We start from the raw sequence: 18,373 nt of genomic DNA, 5'->3' as shown, positions 1-18,373 counted from the left end.
GGTGGCGCCATGGACTTCCGGGCGGAGTTGCAGCGGACCGGCGGGAACACGACCGGTTTCCAGGTGGCGGACGAGATCGTCGACGGCCTGGGCGGGGGCGGCCGGCCCAAGGTCGTGGTCCGCGTCAACGGCTATGAGTTCCGGTCGTCGATCGCGCGGATGGGCGGCGACTACTGGCTCGGGGTGAGCGCCGAGCGGCGGGCCGCGGCCGGTATCGAGGGCGGCGAGGTCTACGACGTCGAGGTTGAGCTGGACACCGCGCCGCGGGCGATCGAGGTGCCGGAGGACCTGGCCGCGGCGCTCGCCGGCGAGCCGGCGGCCAAGACGTTCTGGGAGAGCATGTCGTTCAGCAACCAGCGCTGGCACGCCGAGCAGCTCACCTCCGCCAAGACCGCCGAGACCCGGGCCCGGCGCCTGGCCAAGTCCCTCGACCTGCTGCGCGCGGGCAAAGCGCGCTAGCGGGTCAGATCGGGCGGTAGGCGACGTCCGGATCCAGCAGCGGCACCCACGACGGGCGCCAGGACGCGCCCCGGCCGTCCATCTCCTCCCGCAGGTTCGTCCGCCACGGGCCGGAGACACCGTCGTCGTGCCACCAGGGCGGCCAGGAGTCGTAGCGGCGCTCCACCTGGACCGCGGTCGCGCTGGTCTCCACCCGCAGGAACAGCCACCGCCCGTACCGCGGATCGGACTCGGCCCGGCGCAGCGCCCGGATCAGCTCGGCGAGCCGGCGGAAGGCGGCGAACCGTTGCTCGCCGGGCCGGTCGGCCGGCGGATGCTCACCGGGTTGTGAGCTGAAACTGGTCGCGTCCGCGTAGGCCAGCAGGGTGCACCGCCCGTCGCCGTTCGGCGCGCGTTCCTGCAGATAGCTGACCAGGGCGTTCAGCTCCTCGGTGTCCGGCGGAGCGGGCCGGCGGAGCTCGGTCGCGTCGTGCATGGCTGCCCACACCAGACGGTCGTGCTCGCCCTGGCTGAGCCGGCGGACCCGGCGCATCGGCGGGCGCTGCCCGGGCGCGATGCGCGGTGGCCGGGTGCCCGGCACGATCCCGGCGCGGGCGGCGACGGCGAGCGCGGCATCGGTGTCCAGCGCCGGATCGGTGAGCCGGTCCAGCAGGTCTTCCAGATGGGTGGCGTCGACCTCGGCACGTATCGCGGCGTGCAGCAGACGCTCGCTCGCGGCCCGGACCTCCTCACGCTGAGCCGGTCCGGACAGCTCGTGCCGGCCGGGGCCGGCGATCACCTCCGCCAGGGCGGCCAGGGTGTTCTCCGCGCTGAGCAGCGGCGCGAGCAGGGCCGCCATGCCGTCGTCCGGCGCCTCGCGATAGCGCACCCGCGACCACCGGCCGTTCTCGTGCCAGATCACGAAGCCGAGCCGGCCGAACTCGGCGAGCGGTGACAGGTCGGCCCAGGGCAGCCAGTCCGGTGCGCCGGTGAGCGGATCGAGCGGGGGATCGGTCGGCGTGGTGGAGCTGTGCCGGCCGTAGAGCACGGCCCGGCGGCCGTCGAGCAGGGCGAAGTGCGCCCAGCCGCCGGCGCCGTCGTCGTGGTGGGCGCCGCGTTCGTCGATCGACCAGGTGCCGGCCCGGCCGATGCCGGTGAGCGTGACGCTCAGCGTCGCCCAGCGGGTCCACAGCAGTCCGGGCGCGGGCAGGTCCACGTCGGTCAGCATCCGTCCACTGTGCCAAACCCGGCCCGGTCGGCGTCACCCCCGGGTGCCGATGCGGTGCATCGGGGTGCGGTGCGGGTGCAAGCCGTCAGCGGTCCGGGGGCGGGGCCGAACGGACATCCGGCACCTGAACCCGACCTGGAAACGGATCATGCTTATCCACGTCTTCGGCCTCCTCGGAGCCGCCCTGTCCATGTCCCTCGCCTGGCCCCAGGTCTACCGGTCCTGCGTGCGGCGCCGCACCAGCGGCCTGTCGGCGACGGCCTGCATGCTGAGCGTGGCCCTGCCGATCGGCTGGATGACGTACGGATTTCTGATCGGCGACCCGTTCCAGGTGGTGACGAACACCGTCACGACCCTCACCGGGCTCGCCATCCTGGCCGCTCTGCTGATCACCCAGCCCCAGCTGCGGTCCGGCCGGGCCCTGCTGACCAGCGCGGGCACCGCCGGTGCCGTGCTGCTCGCCATCGCGGGTTCGGCCGCCCTGGCCGCCCTGCCGCAGGTCACCGGCCACCGCGCCGCCGCCCTGCTCGGCACGCTGCTGGCGGCGGTGTCCTTCGTCTCCGCGGTGCCGCAGCCGCTGGCCCTGCTCCGGGACCGCTCCCAGGACCTGTCCGGCCTGTCCCCGCTGCGCTGGTGGCTCGCGTCCGCCGCGTGCGGTTCCTGGTTGCTCTACGGCCTGGGCACCGGGCAGCCGGCGGTCTGGGCGTCCGCGTTCGTCGGCCTGACCAGCGCCCTGATCGTCTGCGGCGTGCTGGTCTCCCGGCAGCTGGCCACCCGCGGACTGGTGCCCGCGAGCGCCTGACCGGCGTCGCACGGATGGGGGATCAGTCGATCCGCGGGCGTGCATCGGCCCTCTACGATGCGGACTCTCCGAAGAGAAGGGGGCACATATGCAACTTCCACGATCGCGCTTGCTGGTCGCCGGCACCGTCGGCATCCTCCTGGCCGCGAGCGCGTCCGTCCCGGCTGCCGCACAGGCGCCGGTGACGGTCACCGCCGCGAAGGCGAAATCGGCGACCACCAGCAAGGTCGAGAAACGCCGGCTCGACACGCTGAAGACGCCGAAGCTCGACTGGTACAAGTGCTACCAGGTCGCCCAGTGCGCCACCGTCAACGTGCCGCTGGACTACGACAACCCGCGCGGGGCGAAGACCGAGATCGCGCTCCTGCGGATCAAGGCGAAGAACCAGAAGCGGAAGATCGGCAGCCTGTTCGTCAACCCGGGCGGCCCGGGCGGATCGGCGACCTCGTTCGCCCTCTCCGCGCCGTACTTCCTGAGCGAGTCGGTGCTCGAGCGCTTCGACGTCGTCGGGGTGGACCCGCGCGGCATCGGTGCGAGCGCCAACATCAAGTGCTTCAAGTCGGTCAAGGACCAGACCCGGGTCTTCAACGGAATGAACGTCGCGTTCCCGTACACGAAGACCGAGAAGGCCAAATACATCACGTCGGCCAAGGCGTTCGGCAAGGGCTGCTCGACCACCGGCAAGCCGATCTCCGGCGCCATGTCGACCGCCGAGGTGGCGCGGGACATGGAGCTGATGCGCCGCGCGGTCGGCGACAAGAAGCTGACCTACCTGGGCTTCAGCTACGGCACCGCGCTGGGGCAGTACTACGCGAACCTGTTCCCGGACCGGTTCCGCGCGATCGCCGTGGACGGCAACATCGACCCGCGGCAGTGGGTCGGCGCCGGCAGGAGCGGCAGCCAGATCCTCGACGCCCGGATGCGGTCCTCGGACGGCGCGTACAAGGCGCTGCAGGAGATCTTCAAGCGGTGTGACAAGGCCGGCGCGGCGTACTGCCCGTTCTCGGCCGGCAACCCGGCCAACAACTTCGCGGCGATCGCGAAGAAGCTGCGGGCCAAGCCGCTGGTCGTCTCGGACGAGTTCGGGACCTACAAGATCACGTACGCGGACTTCGTCGGCGCGGCGCTGAGCGCCCTCTACGGCGTCTACGCCGGTGAGGACGTCATGCAGCTCGCGGCGGACATCGCGGCCCTGCAGAAGGGTGGCGCGGCGGCGGCTCCGGCCAAGACGGCGGTGCTCCAGCGGATCAAGGCGGCCAAGTCGATCGGGTACGACTTCCCGTACGACAACAGCTTCGAGGCGCAGAGCGCGGTGATCTGCACCGACGGCAAGCACCCGGCGAACGCGAGCAGCTGGCCGGCGAAGACCGCGGCCCGCGACAAGACGGCGAAGTACTTCGGCCGGGCCTGGGGCTGGATCGACGTGCAGTGTGCGAGCAGCACCTGGACCGTCCGGGACGAGGACGCGTACCGCGGCCCGTTCAACCGGCGCACGGCCAAGCCGGTGCTGGTGGTCGGCAACTACTGGGACCCGGCGACCAACTACCGGGCCTCGGTGTCGTCCAGCCGGTTGCTGCCCAACGCCCGTCTGCTGAGCAGCAACAACTGGGGTCACACCGCGTACGGGACGGGCGCCTGCGCGACCAACGCGATCGACCGGTACCTGCTGTCCGGCAAGCTGCCGGCCGTGGGCACCGTCTGCCGTGACTCGCGCCAGCCGTTCACCGAGAAGCTGCCCACCGACGAGGACAAGATGAGCTCCTCGATCGTCGGTAAGAAGCTGCCGCCGGTGGTGGCGCCGCGCCCGTCCTCCATCCTGACCGGAGGTCTGGTCGGCTAGTTCCGAGGAGATCCACCGCCGGGCCGGTGTTCGTGGGCGGTCCGGCGGTGCCTCGTCAAGTGGTCCGATATCCGTCGTTTGTGGGCTTCCAGTCGGCGCTGTCCCGGCTGTCCGAGGTGAGCCCCGCGAGGGAAGCGATCAGAAGTAGGGCGAAGAAGACAACGGCTGCGATTTCCATGTCTCTAGCGTCGTCCTGCCGGAGCCCCGAAGACAGTGGCAGGAATGCCATACATCTTCAAGAAACTGCCAACCTCGGGTTAGGCTGGCCGCATGTTGCGTAGTGTCGCCGTGATCACGATGCCTGAGGTGGCGGTCTTCGAGCTCGGTGTCCTCTGTGAAATGTTCGGTTACGACCGGACGCCGGAGGGCCTGCCCGGTTACGACTTCGCGGTGTGCAGCGTGGACGGCCGGCCGGTGCCCACCCACTCGGGGTTCAGCATCTCGCCCAGCCACGACCTGACCCCGGCCGAGACGGCCGACCTGGTCGCCGTCGTGCCCAACGACATCCGCGAGGCCCCGTCCCAGGTGCTCGACGTGCTGCGCCGGGCGCACGACCGCGGCGCCTGGGTGATGAGCGTGTGCACCGGCGCGTTCGCCCTCGGCGAGGCCGGCCTGCTCGACGACCGGCGCTGCACCACCCACTGGCGGCACACCGACGAGCTGGCCCGCCGCTACCCGAACGCCAAGGTCGACCCCGGTGTGCTGTATGTGGCCGACGGCAACATCCTGACCAGCGCGGGCACCGCCGCCGCGATCGACTGTGGACTGCACCTGATCCGCGAGGAACAGGGCTCGGCGGTGGCCGCGACGATCGCCCGGCGGATGGTCGTGCCGCCGCACCGCGACGGTGGTCAGGCCCAGTTCATCGAGACGCCGATCGCGTCGGCGGTCTCCTGCGAGACCCTGCAACCGCTGCTCAACCACCTGCTGGGCACCCTGGACCGGGAACACACCGTGGAGAGCATGTCGGAGACCGTGCACATGGCTCCGCGGACGTTCGCTCGCAAGTTCCGGGCCGAGACCGGCGCCACCCCGCACGACTGGCTGACCGGCCAGCGCGTGCTGCTGGCCCGCCGCCTGCTGGAGGAGACCGATCTCGGCGTCGACACGATCGCCGACCGCGCCGGCTTCGGCAGCGCGCAGACCCTGCGGCATCACTTCACCCAGCGGCTCAGTACCACCCCGCAGGCGTACCGCAGCACCTTCAAGGCGAAGGCCTAGGCCCGCCACTCGGCGAAAGTCGTCGTTCCCAGCCGGGCGCCCGGACCCGGCAGCAGGGCGTCCACCGGGATGTCCGCCCCGAAGTACGGCTTGCCGTCGCTGGTCACCCGTTGCCCCGGCGCGGCCAGCCGGCGGCCGGCCTCGTCCAGCAGGAGTTCGTGCGGCCCGGCCACCTCGACGGTGCCGTCCGCGGGCGCCGACTCGGCGATCTCCACAAGGATCCCGGCCAGGTCGGACAGGGCGATCGGCTGCATGCGGAGCGGAGCCAGCCGCACCACGTCACCGTCGGTGTTGGCCGGGATCAGCACGTCCGGGATGAACTCGAAGAACTGGGTGGCCCGGACGATCGTGTACGGCACCCCGCCGGCCCGGACCGCCGCCTCCTGGGCCAGTTTCGCCCGGTAGTACGGCAGCGCGGAGCCGCGTTCCAGGCCGACGATGGAGAGCACGACGTGGTGCCCGACTCCGGCCTCACGTCCCGCGGCGGTGAGGTTCTCCGCGCTGGTGCGGAAGAAGCCGGTGGTCGCCTCCTCCTCCCGGCTCACCGGGTTGGTCACGTCCACCACCACGTCTGCGCCGGTCAGGGCTTCCTTCAGCCCGGCGCCGGTGAACGCGTCCACCCCGGTCGACCGGGCAGCCGGCACGACCTCGTGGCCGCGGGCGCGCAGTGCGTCGACCAGAAGCCGGCCGGTCTGCCCGGTGGCGCCAACCACTACGACCTTCATGATCTGCTCCTTCGTCCGATGCGGATCTTTCTGGACAGGACGACAGGGCTGATCGGGATGTGACAGTGGCGCCGGTCACGCCCCGCGCGGCAGCTCGTCCTGGGCGGCGGCCAGCCAGTCCAGCGCGTACTCCAGGTCGGCCGCGGCGGCCCGGCGCCGGTGCGAGGTGTCGTTGCGGGCGGCCACCGCGCAGGACTCGATGCGGCGGCGCAGTGCGGCGTACAGATAGGGATCGTCGATCGGCGCCGCACCGACCCGGGCCCGGCCGGCGCGCAGCCTGCGCAACCGGAACGATCCCAGCGCGGCGATCAGCGCCGCCCAGCCGCCGGCGACCAGCACACCGGCCAGCACCAGCGGGTTCGTCGTGTCGGCCATCGGCAGCAGCACCGCCACGACGGCCGGCCACACCACCACGACGACCAGCAGCGTCGGCAGATCCACCGCGTGCCGTGCGGCCCGGTACCGCTGGGCCGCGGTGAACACCTCGTGCCGGGCCTGCCCGAGCCGCGCGAAACCCACCCGGTCCGGCCGGTCGGCCGCCCAGTCCCGGCACTGCGCGTCGACGATCACCGCCTCCAGTTCGCGGTCGATCCGGAACAGTCGCGGCCCGGCGCCCCCGGCGAACGGATCGTCCCGGCTCACGGCCACCCCTTCGCGAGATCGTCGAGGTATCGCTCCAGGCAGTCGATCGCCTGGCAGAGCAGCAGGTCGGCGTGGGCGAGCCGGCGCACGGTCGGATCGGTGCGGGCGGCCAGCCGCAGCTCCGGCACACTCCAGTGCCGCGAGCCGACCTGCCGCAGCGTCGCCGAGACCAGCCGGACGCGGGCGCGCAGCAGCTCGTCGGGCACCACGATAAGTCCGATATGGGCGGAGACGTGCAAGGTGCGGGCGCCCAGCGGAGGCGTGCCGGCGCGGGCCAGGCGCCGCCGGCCGAGCGCCATCCGCACCGGGCGGCACAGCCGGGAAGCCACGCCGAACAGCGCCAGCAGCACCACGGCCGCCACCACCAGCACCCCGCCGAGACCGAGGCCGGCCGCCTGGGCGAGCGCGGCGGTGAGGGCGACCGCCCCGAACGAGACCACCGTCGCCGCGATCGCCTGCACCGGCCCGGCCAGCCCACCGGCGGCCTCCACCAGGACCGCGTCGACCGCGGTCAGCCGGGCGCACGCCGACCGGACCCAGAACTGCCCGGCATCACCGGACGCGCCGGTCACCTCGGCCAGGCCGTCGGCCACCAGCGCACGCACAGCGTTCAACTCGGCATGCAGCGCGTGGACCGCCATCCACCGAGCCTTGCACCCGGTGACCGAAACCGCAGCCCTCAGTAACGCCTCCAGGCATGTCAGTTTTCAGCGCTTGCGCCGCGGCCCCGGAGTATGGCGGCCAGCTCCTCGGGTGTGGACAGCACCGGTCCGGGCTCCGGGGGACGGTTCACCATCAGGACCGGGATCGACAGCGCGCGGGCGGCAGCGAGCTTGGCGTCGGCGCCGCCACTGTCCTTCGTGACCAGCACGTCGATGCGGTGATCGAGCATCAGCTGCCGCTCACCCTCGACGGTGAACGGGCCGCGGTCCAGCACGATCGCCAGCTGCCGCGGCGCGGGCGTGCCCGGCGGCTCCACCGACCGGGCCAGGAACCAGCACTCGTCCAGCCCGGCGAAAACGGCGAGCTCCTGCCGCCCGGTGGTCAGGAAGACCCGGCGCCCCAGATCGGGCAGCCGCTGTGCGGCCTCAGCGAGAGACACCACCCGGTGCCAGTCGTCGCCCGGCACGGCGGTCCAGCCCGGCCTGCGCAAAACCATGAGGGGTACGCCCGAAGCACCCGCCGCCGCCACCGCATGCCGGGTCATGGTCGCCGCGAACGGATGCGTCGCGTCGACCAGCACGTCGATCCGCTCGTCCCGCAGATAGCCGACCAGTCCGTCCACCCCACCGAACCCGCCGATCCGCACCGCACCGGCCGGCCGCAGCGGCTCGCTGGTCCGCCCGGCCAGCGAGCTGATCACCGTGTGCCCGTCCGCCACCAGCAGCCCGGCGAGCCGCCGGGCCTCGGTCGTCCCGCCGAGCAGCAGAACCCTCAGGGCCGGCATCGATTCGCGGAGTACAGGTGGGAGTCCGGGAACTGCCCGGCACTCAGCGCAGCTCCGACCACGATCACCGCGGTCCGCTTGATCCCGGCCTCCTCGACCCGTGCCGCGATGTCGGCGAGGGTGCCGCGGACGATCAGCTCGTCCGGCCGGCTGGCCTTGGCCACCACCGCGACCGGGCAGTCCGCGCCGTAGTTGCCGATCAGGTCGGCCACCACCGCCTCGATCCGCTGGACCGCCAGGTGCAGCACCATGGTCGCCCGGCTGGCGCCGAGAGTGGCCAGGTCCTCGCCGGGCGGCATGGCCGTCGCCCGTTCCGCGGTACGCGTCAGAATGACCGTCTGCGCCACCCCGGGAACTGTGAACTCCCGCCCCAGTGAGGCGGCCGCCGCCGCGAACGACGGCACCCCGGGCGTCACGTCGTACGGCACGCCGGCCGTGTCGAGCCGGCGCATCTGCTCGGCGACCGCGCTGAACACCGACGGGTCACCGGAGTGCAGCCGGGCCACGTCCTGCCCGGCCTCGTGGGCGGCGACCATCTCGGCGATGATCTTGTCGAGGATCATTTCCGCGGTGTCCACCAGGCGCGCCCCGGCTGGGCAGGCCTCCAGCAGTTCGGGCGGGACCAGGCTGCCCGCGTAGAGGCAGACCGGCGACGCCGCGATCAGCCGGTGCCCGCGCAGCGTGATCAGGTCCGCGGCGCCCGGCCCGGCGCCGATGAAGTGCACGGTCATCGCGGCACCACCGACCAGATGGTGACGGGCATGAACGACCGCCAGCCGGTGAACCCGCCCACCGGCGACCCGCGCTGCACCGTGATCCGGGTCAGCTCGCCGCCGAGCTTCGCGTACGCCGCCGCCACCACCGCCTCCGACTCGACGGTGACCGCGTTGACCACCAGCCGACCGCCGGGGCGCAGTGCGGCCAGGCAGCGGTCGAGAACTCCGTCGCGGGTCAAACCGCCTCCAATGAAGATCGTGTCCGGAACCGGCAGGTCGTCCAGCGCGTCCGGGGCCCGGCCGTGGACCACCCGCAGACCGGGTACGCCGAGCGCCGCCGCGTTCGCCGCGATGGTGGCCACCCGCTCGGCGGACGACTCGACGGCGATCGCCCGGCACGTGGGGTGGCTGCGCATCCACTCGATCCCGATACTGCCGGAGCCGGCCCCGACGTCCCAGAGCAGTGCGCCGGGAACCGGGGCGAGGGCGGCCAGCGTGACCGCTCGTACCTCTCGCTTGGTCAGTTGACCGTCCCCGGCGTACGCGTCATCGGGAAGCCCGGCCACCTGCGAAGCCGGCGGCCCGTCGCCGCACTCGACCGCGACCACGTTGAGGGAGTCGCCCTCGGGCGGCGACCAGGTCCCGGCCTGGCCGGCGACGACCCGCTCACCCGGACCGCCCAGCTGTTCCAGAACGGTCAGCGACGCTGACCCGTAGCCCCGCGCGGCCAGCAGTTCCGCGACCTGAGCCGGGGTCTGCGCGCCGGCCGAGAGGACCAGGATCCGCCGGCCCGGGTTGAGCCAGCGGGCCAGCGACGCGACCGGCGCGGTGACCAAGCTCACCACGTCGGTGGCGGCCAGGTCCCAGCCCATCCGGGCCGCGGCCAGCGACACCGACGACGGGTGGGGCAGCACCCGGATCCGGTCCGCGCCGAGCAGCCGGACCAGCGTGGACCCGATCCCGTGGAACATCGGGTCGCCGCTGGCGAGCACGCAGACGGTCCGGCCGCGTTCCGCGTCGAGCAGCCCGGGAAGGGCGGGGACCAGGGGAGACGGCCAGGGCACGCGCCGGGCGATGATCGATTCCGGTAACAGCGCGAGTTGCCGGGCACTGCCGAAGATCACCTCGGCATCGTGGAGAGCCTGCCTGCTCGTACCGGAAAGGTCCGGCCATCCGCCGGCGCCGAGGCCGACCACCGTGACCACATCGTCGGTACGCACCCGCTGAACCTATCCCGGGCCCGGATCGCGAGATTTTCTGGATCAGGTTGAGCCAACCGGCGGTCGTGCGCGTACACGTCTTTGACGACCGCCGTACGACGACTGCTGAGCAGGTGAGGACGATGGCCATTCCGGCCTTCCAGGACCAGCGCGAGCTGCCCGAGGACGACGGCTATTTCGCAGATCTGCGGGCCGACACCCGGCCGAGCTGGGACGACCCGATGCCGGCCTGGCCGTCGGGGCAGTACCCACAGTACGAGGAGCCGGACCCGTACCGGCGCGGCGACATCGTCGTCGAGTCGCTCACCGACCCGACCGGATGGAAGGCCGGGACCGGTGTGCCGATCCCGGACGACCGGCCGCCGGCCGAGGCGACCAGCGGCAACCGGCTCCTGACCGTGCTGCTGTTCTTCTCCGGCCTGGCGACCAGCGTCGCGCTCTGGGTCTTCCAGACCCAGGCCGGCGCGATCAGCGACACCACCGGCCTGATGCTCGCGGCCGGCCGGGTCACCGGCCTGATCGGCGGCTACCTGCTCTTCATCCAGCTCCTGATGATGAGCCGGGTCTCCTGGCTGGAGGAGTGGGTCGGCTCCCGTGACCTGCTGATCTGGCACCGCTGGCTGGGCACCACGCTGCTCGTCGCGGTCCTCGCGCACGTCGTCTTCATCGTCTACGCCTACGCGCTCACCGCCGACACCGGCGTCGTCGACCAGGCCTGGACCGTGATCACCACGTTCCCGGAGATGATCAGCGCGACGATCGCCACCGGCCTGCTGGTCCTGATCGCGCTCGTCTCGATCCGGTTCATGCGCAACCGCCTGCCGTACGAGCTCTGGCATCTGATCCACCTGACCAGCTACGGCGTCCTGCTCCTCGGCTACGGCCACCAGATGGCCGCCGGCGCCGACATGAGCGGCAAGTTCGCCTCGGTCTTCTGGCCGGCGCTGGGCTGCCTGACACTCTCCGCGCTGATCTGGGGCCGCGTGGTCGAACCGTTCTGGCTCAACGCCCGGCACCGGTTCAGCGTCGCCGAGGTGGTCGGCGAGGGCGCCAACACGTTCTCCATCTACATCGACGGCAAGCGGCTCGACCGGCTGCCCGCGCAGGCCGGCCAGTTCATGCGCTGGCGCTTCCTGACCGCCAACGGCTGGTGGCAGTCGCACCCGTTCTCGCTGTCGGCCGCCCCGAACTCGCAGTGGCTGCGGCTCACCGTGACGATCGCCGGTGGGCACACCCGCAAGCTCGCCGAGATGCGGCCGGGCACGCCGGTCTGGGCCGAGGGCCCGTTCGGGACGTTCACGGCGCAACGGCGTACCCGGCGGCGGGCTTTGCTGATCGCCGGCGGCAGCGGCATCGCGCCGATCCGGGCCCTGCTCGAGGACATGCCGCCGGACACCATCGTGATCTACCGGGCCAGCCGCCCCGACGAGCTGGTCTTCCGGGCCGAGCTGGAAGAGCTGGCCGAGCAGCGGGACGCCTGGGTGCGCTACATCGTCGGTGGCCGCAACGACCCCGGCCCGCGGCGGCTGTTCACCCCCGACGGGCTGCGCGGCCTGGTGCCGGACGTGAACCGGCGCGACGTCTACCTCTGCGGCCCGCCCGGGCTGGTCAACGCGGCGGTCGACACGCTGCGCCAGCTCGAGGTGCCGGACAGCCAGCTCCACCTCGACCCGTTCGAGTTCTGACCCCCGATCTGACCTGGGAGTATCTCCGATGCGACGTAGTACCGCAGCAGCCGTCGGCACCCTCACCGGTGCGGCCCTGATCCTCGGGGTGCGCCTGAGCGTGCAGCCGCCGGACGCGCCGGCGACCGCGGCGCCGGCCCCGGCCCCGGTCGCGCAGGAACAGGAGGAGGAGGCGGCTGCGCCTGCTCCGTCGGCCACCAAGAAGCCGTCGAAGAAGAAGGAGACCGAGCAGCCGGCCGAGGAGGAGGAAGCCGGCCTGAAGGCGGGCACCTTCAAGGGCAAGGCCGTGCAGAACCCGTACGGCACGGTCCAGGTCACGATCAAGGTCGGCGACGGCAAGATCACCGCGGCCGACGCGACGTACCCGGACGGCGGCTTCAGCGGCACGATCAACCCGAACGCGGTCAAGAAGCTCGGCGCGGCCACCCTGCAGGCGCAGAGCGCCGAGGTCGACGCGGTCAGCGGCGCCACCTTCACCAGCCAGTCCTACGTCGAGTCGCTCCAGGCTGCGCTGGACAAGGCAGGCGCGTAGGGTCCAGGTTCGTGCGCCACGTCGAACAGGTCATGGGTACGGTCGTCAGCATCGAACTGGCCGACGATCTGCCCTCCTCCTCCCTGACGGATCTCGTCGCCTCCACCTGCGCCTGGCTGCACGAGGTCGACGCCCGGTTCAGCACGTACAAGGACGACAGCGAGGTGTGCCGCTTCCGGCGGGGCGAAATCGTGTTCGACGACTGCTCACCGGACATGCGCCTGGTCCTGAACCGCTGCGCCGAACTGTGGATGGAGACCGACGGTTACTTCGACGCGTACGCCGGCGGTCCGCTCGACCCGTCCGGATACGTCAAAGGCTGGTCGGTCGAGGCGGCGTCGCGGCGGCTCTTCGACGCCGGGTCGCGCCGGCACTTCCTCAGCGCCGGCGGCGACATCCGGATGCGCGGTGCCGGGCCCGGTGGACGGCCGTGGCGGGTCGGCGTCCGGCATCCCTGGGAGGCGGACAAGCTCAGCTGGGTGCTCGAGCTGACCGACGGGGCGGTGGCGACCTCCGGCACGTACGAGCGCGGCGCGCACGTCTTCAACCCCCGGACCGGGCAGCCGGCGACCGGTCTGCGATCGGTCACGGTGGTCGGCCCAGACCTGGCACTTGCTGATGCGTACGCGACCGCGGCGCTCGCCATGGGCGAAGCGGGACTGACCTGGCTGGCCGACCGGGTGGCCGACGGATACGAGTCAGCCGCGGTGACCGACGACGGCCGGGCCTTCACCTCACCCGGCCTGCCCACCGCCTAGCTTGCCTGCCTTTTCGTCCCCCTTCTCCCGCGCCGCCCTTCTCCGCTCCGGCCGCCCATTCTTCCCTTTTCTGCTCAGAAGTCGGCGAACAAGTAGGGCATCTGCTTCGGGAAGAGAGCGCTGAGCGGGCCGAAGGCCTCGGCGGGCACGTCGCCGAGGCCGCGGGTGAGCACCTCGACCGGGTCGAGCACGCCGTACACCAGGGCGCTGAACCCGGCTGCCGTCAGCGTGGCCGCCGGAGTGCCGCCTGCACCGACGGTGAGCTGCCCGTCCTCGCCGGCCAGCCGCCAGACCCCGCCAATCAGGTCGTCGCCGACGATCTCCACGGTCACCGCGCCCGATCCGACCCGGCTGCCGGCCAGCGCGGGCACGTTCAGCACCCGGGCCATCGGCGCGTTGTCCCGCGGATAGTCGACCTTGCCCTCGGTCACCGCCGACAGGTCGGTGGCCCACAGTTCCGGCACGTCGTCCGTGCCGACGCCCAGCACGATCCGCGCCAACTGGTCCACGTGCCGGGCCAGGAACTCCAGCAGCAGCGCCCGGCCCAGCGGCCCGGTGCACAGCAGCTCCTCACCGATCAGGTCACCACCGTGCCGGTCGATCTTGTACCGCAGCGCGCCGACCACCTCACCGCCGGACCGGGCGACCGCCACCCACACCGGGTCCTCCCGGAACTCAGCCGCCCGCGCCTCGTCGAAGAACGCGAACCCGTGCCGCTCGGGCAGCAACCGCCGCACCAGCCCGTCGAAAGCTTCGAACCCATCCCGCATCGGCAGCCGCTCCACCTCGCCGGGCAGATCAACCCGGAGCAGCTCGGAGAGCCCTTCCGGCGCGAACGTCGTGATCCGCTGCCGGGGAATCCCGACGAAACCGAACTTCGCATAGAAACTCGGCCGGAACGGGTAGAGGCTGCTCACCGCACACCCCTCGTCCCGGCACTGCCGCAGCAGCTCGGTCAGCAGAGCCCGGACCAGCCCCCGCCGGCGGGCCGACGGATGGGCGGCCACCGACGCCACGCCGGCCATGTCGTGCACCAGCCCTCGGACGTTCTGCCGCATCCGGTGCGCGGACACCGCGGCGAGCGTCTCCCCGTCCTCCTCGGCGACCAGATTGACGGCCGTCTCGAAGAACCGCATCCGCCTGCGGTAACGCTCGATCTCCTCCGGCGGCCAGGGCGAGGGCGTGAACGCGTACGCCTGCAGCGGAAACATGCTCGCCGGCCGCTCGGCCGCGCTGATCTGCCGGATCTTCATCCGCCCATTCTGGCCGTGCCCGTTCACGCTGGTCACGACACGCCGGGGGACCCCGGTTTGGCGTGCGCATCGCGGACAGGCTAATGTTTCCTCCGTCGCCAGGGAGACCGGCGACGTGCGGACGTAGCGCAGCTGGTAGCGCATCACCTTGCCAAGGTGAGGGTCGCGGGTTCGAATCCCGTCGTCCGCTCGGAGCGGCCCGCCACACGGGGCCACCTCGGTGGAGTGGCCGAGAGGCGAGGCAACGGCCTGCAAAGCCGTGTACACGGGTTCAAATCCCGTCTCCACCTCGCGTGCTTCATATCCTGAAGCAGCCAGGGCGATTGGCGCAGCGGGAGCGCGCTTCCTTGACACGGAAGAGGTCACTGGTTCGATCCCAGTATCGCCCACCACCAGCCCTTGACCAGGGCAAACGTGAATCGATGTCAATGGCCAATCAGATCTCCCCGTAGGCGGCCAGTAGTTATCCCCGCTGGCGGCCACGGTTTCTCCCCGGCGGCGGCCAGATAAGTTCCCCGCCGCGGGTAGTGCTGGGTTAGTGCAGGGCTTTGACGCCTTGCCCGGCGGTGGCTTGGTTGAACCGGTAGCTGTCACCCTGGGTCACGACGACGTGGGCGTGGTGCAGGAGCCGGTCGACGGTGGCGGTGGCCAGGGTCTTCGGCATGATCTCGTCGAAGCCCGAGGGGTGCAGGTTCGAGCTGACCGCGAGGCTGCGCCGCTCGTAAGCAGCGTCGACCAGGCGGTAGAAGCCTTCGGCGGCGTCCGGTGAGACCGGCAGGAGCCCGATGTCGTCGATGATGATCAGATCGGTGCGGATCAGGCGGCTCATCGCCCGGGTGACCGAGTCGTCGGGGCGGTGCCGGCGGACCATGACGCCGAGGTCCTCGATGGTGAACCAGGCGACGGTCATGCCGGCCTCGACAGCGGCTTGGCCCAGGGCCTCGCAGAGATGGCTCTTGCCGGTGCCCGACGGGCCGCAGATCGACAGATTCTCCTTGCGGTGCACCCATTCCAGGCTGCGCAGCGCGTCCTGGGTCGGGCGTGGGATCGAGGAGGCGGCCTCGTCCCAATCGCCGAAGGTCTTGCCGGACGGGAACGCGGCGCGTTTGCGGCGGGTCCGCAGATTCGCCTGGTCACGGCCGGCGGCTTCCTCGGCGAGCAGGACCCGAATGACCTCGGCGGGGTCCCAGCGTTGCGCTTTCGCAGTCGGGACCAGGTCGGCCATGGCGCGGCGCAGGTGCGGCAGTTTCAGCCGGCGGGTGAGCTCGATCGCTTCGGCCAGGGGGTCACCGGCGGCGCCGGTGACCCTAAGCGGGGTTAGGGTCACTGTTCTCCAGTCGTCGTGCCGAACGTGGACCAGGCAGAAGTGCCTGGCTGCAGGCTGTGGGTCTCGCTGGCCCTGGTCGGGGCCGCGTCGTCGCCGCGCTGATGGGCGAGCAGGCGCAGCAGGTCGTTGTGAGCGAACCGGCCGGCCAAAGCTGCGGTGCCCAGAGCGCGGTCGACGTCGGCCGGATCGTGCAGTTTCGCCAGGGCGACGGCTTCGGTCATCTTGCGGCGGACCCCGCGGACTCCTGCGGCGGCGGCTTCGACCAGCCAGGCCGCGGCGCCCGGGCCCAGCGCCAGGAACGCGGCCTCGTCGGCGGTGCGGGCCCGCGGCACACGCTCGTCGGTGTCGGACTGCCGAGCCCGCGGCGGATAGTGCTCGTCAACGATCGAGGGCCGCCCGGGCTCGGCCCGTGGGTGGCGGGCGACCTCGACCGGACCGTCGTCGCCGACGGCGGTGACGATGAGCTCGTCGCCGTGCATGCGGGCCCAGACCCGGGTGTCGACCAGGTGATGCGGGACCGAGTAGCGCACGCCCTCGACGGAGATGGTGCAGTCCCAGTTGACCCTGCGGGTGGTGCCGAACGCGACCGTGAACGGCTGCGCCGGCAGCGGGTGCAGCCGGTCACGCTCGTCGAGCAAGGCTTCGGCCGGGCGGCGGCGGGTGTCACGGTGGATGCGGGCGTTGACCTGCTCAGTGAAGTCGCGGCAGGCCGCCTCCAACTCGGCGAAGCTGCGGTACTGATCGAGCAGGTTGGTGCTGGTCGGGACCAGGTCAGCTTTGGCGATCTTCACGGTGTTCTCGGCGCCGCCCTTGGACTGCGGGTCGGCCGGCACGCAGGTTCGGATCGTCATCCCGTAATGCCGGGCGACCTGCACGATCTCCGGGTTCCGGACCGCGATGTCCGCGACGTGCTCGACCGTGATCGTCTTCTCGTTGTCGGTGAGCACGTAGGCCGGCACCCCGCCGAGCCGGCGCAGAGTGGCGTCCAGGCAGGCCACGATCGTCGGCAGCGTCTTGTCCAGCACCGGGATCACGACCCTAAACCGGGACCAGGCCAGCCACGCGCACCACAACGTGGTCCGTCGGCCACCGATGCGCGGCCCCTCACCCCAGTCGAACTGCAGCCACAGCCCCGGCTCCGGAATCCACGGCCGGAACACCCGCCGCTGACCGGCCTGCCAGGACTTCTTCACCGCCGCGACCGCCCGGCGGGTGGTCCGTTCCCCGCCGGCGAAACCCATCGCGGTGATCCGCCGATGCACCACATCGGCGCGGACCCGGCCACCCGAGCGGGCCACCAGCTCCTCGATCTTGTCCATGAAGTCGTCGATCGGCCGGGCCCGCTGCGCACGCTCCTCAGGGCTGCGGCCCTCGGCCCGCAACTTCACATACCGGGCCACGGTGTGGTGGTCGCAGCCGACCAGCTCGGCCGCCGCACGGTAACTACCCGTGAGGTCGTAGGCCTCCAAGATTTCCACGATCTCCCTGCCGCTCTTCACGCCGCCGACCCTCGCCGACCGGCATCCGGTGTTGATCAGCGGGGAGATATCTGGCCGTCCACGGGGAGAACCCTGGCCACCAGCGGGGCGGTAAATGGCCGCCTATGGGGATCTTTCACTGGCCGCGGACAAATCGATTCTTGGCAGTGCAAGAACCGCCTCGGTCAAGAGTGCGTTGAGCTGCTGATTTGCGCGTGATCGCGTCTGCTGGGCGGGCGAGTCATCTTGGGTCGAGGCCAACGTCAGTTCGGTGTTCGTGGTGACGTAGTAGCCGATCGCCCAGGACGAGGCAGAGCCGGCACTCGGGTAGCGCCACTGGATCTGGCTTGCAACGGCAGACGACCTAACGAGGTCCCGTTCGACGAACGCGCCGGCGGAGCGGTACGCGGAGGCTCAGCCGTTCGATGACGGACCCGGCTGGTATACCCCGTCGCCGGAGGTCCTGGAACGGCGAGCGATGCGGCAGCTCTACCAGGGTCTGCGGAATCCAGCACACCGGCTGGGCGCAGCGGATCCAGTCGGCCCGCTTCCACGAGGTGCCACCGCGCCGGGCAGGCCGGGATCGTGTGCGGTGACCGTGGCGAGATCGTGTGCGGCCGGCCGATAGCGATGGGAGCCGCCCGGCGCGAACGGGTCTAGGACGTCGCTGCGGAACCGCTGGTAGTTGAAGGAGTTCTGCCAGAAGCCCTTTGCCGGATCCGTCGGGACCGTCGATCGCCATTCGCAGACAGGTCCCGTCACGGGACTCCGGGATCCGCCGGGCCACGTAGTCGATGACGTTCCGTTTCGCAGAGCCAGGCATCGGCTCAGGTCGCCAGTCCAGGCGGAGCCCTGACCATGCCATCGGCGACCCGACGTGACGCTCCCAGACCGGGCCGCAGCAGGGGGTGCCGCGTCGAGGGTGACGACCGTCGCCCACCCTCCCGGAGGCGCAATACGCTCATCTGCCCCGATCGTGGCATCTGCGGCCGATGGCACAGTCGTGGCCGGTTCTGGGCTGCTGTCCGGGGTAGCTTGAAGATAATCCGCCGACAGGCGGA

The 18,373-nt window shown here is 71.4% G+C and carries 17 protein-coding genes and 3 tRNA genes; 10 read left to right on the top strand and 10 right to left on the bottom strand.

Annotation, left to right across the window (positions count from 1 at the left end):
* Positions 1–9 precede the first annotated feature (9 nt).
* On the top strand, positions 10–459 hold the full coding sequence (locus OHA21_RS31340) for a YdeI/OmpD-associated family protein (protein ID WP_328460996.1): 450 nt from the start codon (positions 10–12) through the stop codon (positions 457–459).
* 4 nt (positions 460–463) lie between these two features.
* Here the strand turns inward: OHA21_RS31340 and OHA21_RS31335 are convergent, their stop codons facing one another.
* Positions 464–1,666, bottom strand: coding sequence for a hypothetical protein (locus tag OHA21_RS31335; RefSeq protein WP_328460994.1), 1,203 nt, complete (start codon positions 1,664–1,666; stop codon positions 464–466).
* A 148-nt stretch (positions 1,667–1,814) separates the two neighbouring features.
* Between OHA21_RS31335 and OHA21_RS31330 the strand changes: the two genes are divergently transcribed.
* The 3 genes from OHA21_RS31330 (at position 1,815) to OHA21_RS31320 (ending at position 5,529) form a co-directional block, all read left to right on the top strand.
* On the top strand, positions 1,815–2,468 hold the full coding sequence (locus OHA21_RS31330; protein ID WP_328460992.1) for a SemiSWEET transporter: 654 nt from the start codon (positions 1,815–1,817) through the stop codon (positions 2,466–2,468).
* An 88-nt stretch (positions 2,469–2,556) separates the two neighbouring features.
* Positions 2,557–4,308, top strand: coding sequence for an alpha/beta hydrolase (locus OHA21_RS31325; RefSeq protein WP_328460990.1), 1,752 nt, complete (start codon positions 2,557–2,559; stop codon positions 4,306–4,308).
* Between the two features lie 270 nt (positions 4,309–4,578).
* Positions 4,579–5,529 carry a GlxA family transcriptional regulator gene (locus tag OHA21_RS31320; RefSeq protein ID WP_328460988.1) on the top strand — a complete coding sequence of 317 codons (951 nt, stop codon included), beginning with the start codon at positions 4,579–4,581 and terminating at the stop codon, positions 5,527–5,529.
* Here the strand turns inward: OHA21_RS31320 and OHA21_RS31315 are convergent.
* The 6 genes from OHA21_RS31315 to cbiE all read right to left on the bottom strand — a co-directional run bounded on the left by OHA21_RS31315 (position 5,526) and on the right by cbiE (position 10,279).
* The gene (locus OHA21_RS31315; RefSeq protein WP_328460986.1) at positions 5,526–6,254 is read right to left on the bottom strand and encodes an SDR family oxidoreductase; all 729 of its coding nucleotides are present in this window, start codon (positions 6,252–6,254) and stop codon (positions 5,526–5,528) included. The genes OHA21_RS31320 and OHA21_RS31315 overlap by 4 nt on opposite strands.
* 75 nt (positions 6,255–6,329) lie before the next feature.
* Positions 6,330–6,896, bottom strand: coding sequence for a hypothetical protein (locus OHA21_RS31310; protein WP_328460984.1), 567 nt, complete (start codon positions 6,894–6,896; stop codon positions 6,330–6,332).
* Positions 6,893–7,537: a hypothetical protein gene (locus OHA21_RS31305; RefSeq protein ID WP_328460982.1), complete on the bottom strand. Its 645-nt coding sequence runs from the start codon at positions 7,535–7,537 to the stop codon at positions 6,893–6,895. The genes OHA21_RS31310 and OHA21_RS31305 overlap by 4 nt, the downstream gene beginning before the upstream one ends.
* A gap of 59 nt (positions 7,538–7,596) precedes the next feature.
* Positions 7,597–8,343, bottom strand: coding sequence for a cobalt-precorrin-6A reductase (locus tag OHA21_RS31300; protein ID WP_328460980.1), 747 nt, complete (start codon positions 8,341–8,343; stop codon positions 7,597–7,599).
* Positions 8,331–9,074, bottom strand: coding sequence for a precorrin-4 C(11)-methyltransferase (gene cobM, locus OHA21_RS31295; protein ID WP_328460978.1), 744 nt, complete (start codon positions 9,072–9,074; stop codon positions 8,331–8,333). Before cobM ends, OHA21_RS31300 begins: the two co-directional genes overlap by 13 nt.
* Positions 9,071–10,279 carry a precorrin-6y C5,15-methyltransferase (decarboxylating) subunit CbiE gene (gene cbiE, locus OHA21_RS31290; RefSeq protein ID WP_328460976.1) on the bottom strand — a complete coding sequence of 403 codons (1,209 nt, stop codon included), beginning with the start codon at positions 10,277–10,279 and terminating at the stop codon, positions 9,071–9,073. Before cbiE ends, cobM begins: the two co-directional genes overlap by 4 nt.
* 122 nt (positions 10,280–10,401) lie before the next feature.
* Here cbiE and OHA21_RS31285 point away from each other — a divergent pair, with 122 nt between their 5' ends.
* Genes OHA21_RS31285 through OHA21_RS31275 form a run of 3 tightly spaced genes read left to right on the top strand, consistent with a single transcriptional unit; the run spans position 10,402 to position 13,254 of the window.
* Positions 10,402–11,964 carry a ferredoxin reductase family protein gene (locus OHA21_RS31285; protein ID WP_328460974.1) on the top strand — a complete coding sequence of 521 codons (1,563 nt, stop codon included), beginning with the start codon at positions 10,402–10,404 and terminating at the stop codon, positions 11,962–11,964.
* Positions 11,965–11,992: 28 nt separating this feature from the next.
* Complete coding sequence (locus OHA21_RS31280; protein WP_328460972.1) at positions 11,993–12,496, top strand: FMN-binding protein; 504 nt, start codon at positions 11,993–11,995, stop codon at positions 12,494–12,496.
* A 32-nt stretch (positions 12,497–12,528) separates the two neighbouring features.
* Positions 12,529–13,254: an FAD:protein FMN transferase gene (locus OHA21_RS31275; RefSeq protein ID WP_328478635.1), complete on the top strand. Its 726-nt coding sequence runs from the start codon at positions 12,529–12,531 to the stop codon at positions 13,252–13,254.
* 74 nt (positions 13,255–13,328) lie between these two features.
* Here OHA21_RS31275 and OHA21_RS31270 read toward each other — a convergent pair whose 3' ends face one another.
* Positions 13,329–14,507 (bottom strand): GNAT family N-acetyltransferase, encoded by a 1,179-nt coding sequence (locus OHA21_RS31270; RefSeq protein WP_328460970.1) that lies wholly within the window; start codon positions 14,505–14,507, stop codon positions 13,329–13,331.
* A 117-nt stretch (positions 14,508–14,624) separates the two neighbouring features.
* On the opposite strand from OHA21_RS31270, the gene OHA21_RS31265 reads away from it, so the two are divergent.
* The 3 genes from OHA21_RS31265 to OHA21_RS31255 all read left to right on the top strand — a co-directional run bounded on the left by OHA21_RS31265 (position 14,625) and on the right by OHA21_RS31255 (position 14,899).
* Positions 14,625–14,697 (top strand) — tRNA-Gly (locus OHA21_RS31265).
* A gap of 29 nt (positions 14,698–14,726) precedes the next feature.
* Positions 14,727–14,797, top strand: a tRNA-Cys gene (locus OHA21_RS31260).
* Positions 14,798–14,824: 27 nt separating this feature from the next.
* Positions 14,825–14,899: transfer RNA gene (locus tag OHA21_RS31255), tRNA-Val, on the top strand.
* A 143-nt stretch (positions 14,900–15,042) separates the two neighbouring features.
* Here OHA21_RS31255 and istB read toward each other — a convergent pair.
* Complete coding sequence (gene istB / locus OHA21_RS31250; protein ID WP_328460969.1) at positions 15,043–15,834, bottom strand: IS21-like element helper ATPase IstB; 792 nt, start codon at positions 15,832–15,834, stop codon at positions 15,043–15,045.
* Positions 15,831–17,333 carry an IS21 family transposase gene (istA, locus tag OHA21_RS31245; protein WP_328460967.1) on the bottom strand — a complete coding sequence of 501 codons (1,503 nt, stop codon included), beginning with the start codon at positions 17,331–17,333 and terminating at the stop codon, positions 15,831–15,833. Before istA ends, istB begins: the two co-directional genes overlap by 4 nt.
* Between the last annotated feature and the right edge of the window lie 1,040 nt (positions 17,334–18,373).

The organism is Actinoplanes sp. NBC_00393 (genome assembly GCF_036053395.1).
Lineage (GTDB): Bacteria > Actinomycetota > Actinomycetes > Mycobacteriales > Micromonosporaceae > Actinoplanes.
This window is presented reverse-complemented; position numbering and strand designations above follow the sequence as displayed.

Bases quoted from the DNA above. Each gene is read 5' to 3' on its own strand.
- OHA21_RS31340 (WP_328460996.1), top strand. From the start codon at position 10: ATGGACTTCCGGGCGGAGTTGCAGCGGACCGGCGGGAACACGACCGGT.
- OHA21_RS31335 (WP_328460994.1), bottom strand. From the start codon at position 1,666: ATGCTGACCGACGTGGACCTGCCCGCGCCCGGACTGCTGTGGACCCGC.
- OHA21_RS31330 (WP_328460992.1), top strand. From the start codon at position 1,815: ATGCTTATCCACGTCTTCGGCCTCCTCGGAGCCGCCCTGTCCATGTCC.
- OHA21_RS31325 (WP_328460990.1), top strand. From the start codon at position 2,557: ATGCAACTTCCACGATCGCGCTTGCTGGTCGCCGGCACCGTCGGCATC.
- OHA21_RS31320 (WP_328460988.1), top strand. From the start codon at position 4,579: ATGTTGCGTAGTGTCGCCGTGATCACGATGCCTGAGGTGGCGGTCTTC.
- OHA21_RS31315 (WP_328460986.1), bottom strand. From the start codon at position 6,254: ATGAAGGTCGTAGTGGTTGGCGCCACCGGGCAGACCGGCCGGCTTCTG.
- OHA21_RS31305 (WP_328460982.1), bottom strand. From the start codon at position 7,537: ATGGCGGTCCACGCGCTGCATGCCGAGTTGAACGCTGTGCGTGCGCTG.
- OHA21_RS31300 (WP_328460980.1), bottom strand. From the start codon at position 8,343: ATGCCGGCCCTGAGGGTTCTGCTGCTCGGCGGGACGACCGAGGCCCGG.
- cobM (WP_328460978.1), bottom strand. From the start codon at position 9,074: ATGACCGTGCACTTCATCGGCGCCGGGCCGGGCGCCGCGGACCTGATC.
- OHA21_RS31285 (WP_328460974.1), top strand. From the start codon at position 10,402: ATGGCCATTCCGGCCTTCCAGGACCAGCGCGAGCTGCCCGAGGACGAC.
- OHA21_RS31280 (WP_328460972.1), top strand. From the start codon at position 11,993: ATGCGACGTAGTACCGCAGCAGCCGTCGGCACCCTCACCGGTGCGGCC.
- OHA21_RS31275 (WP_328478635.1), top strand. From the start codon at position 12,529: ATGGGTACGGTCGTCAGCATCGAACTGGCCGACGATCTGCCCTCCTCC.
- OHA21_RS31270 (WP_328460970.1), bottom strand. From the start codon at position 14,507: ATGAAGATCCGGCAGATCAGCGCGGCCGAGCGGCCGGCGAGCATGTTT.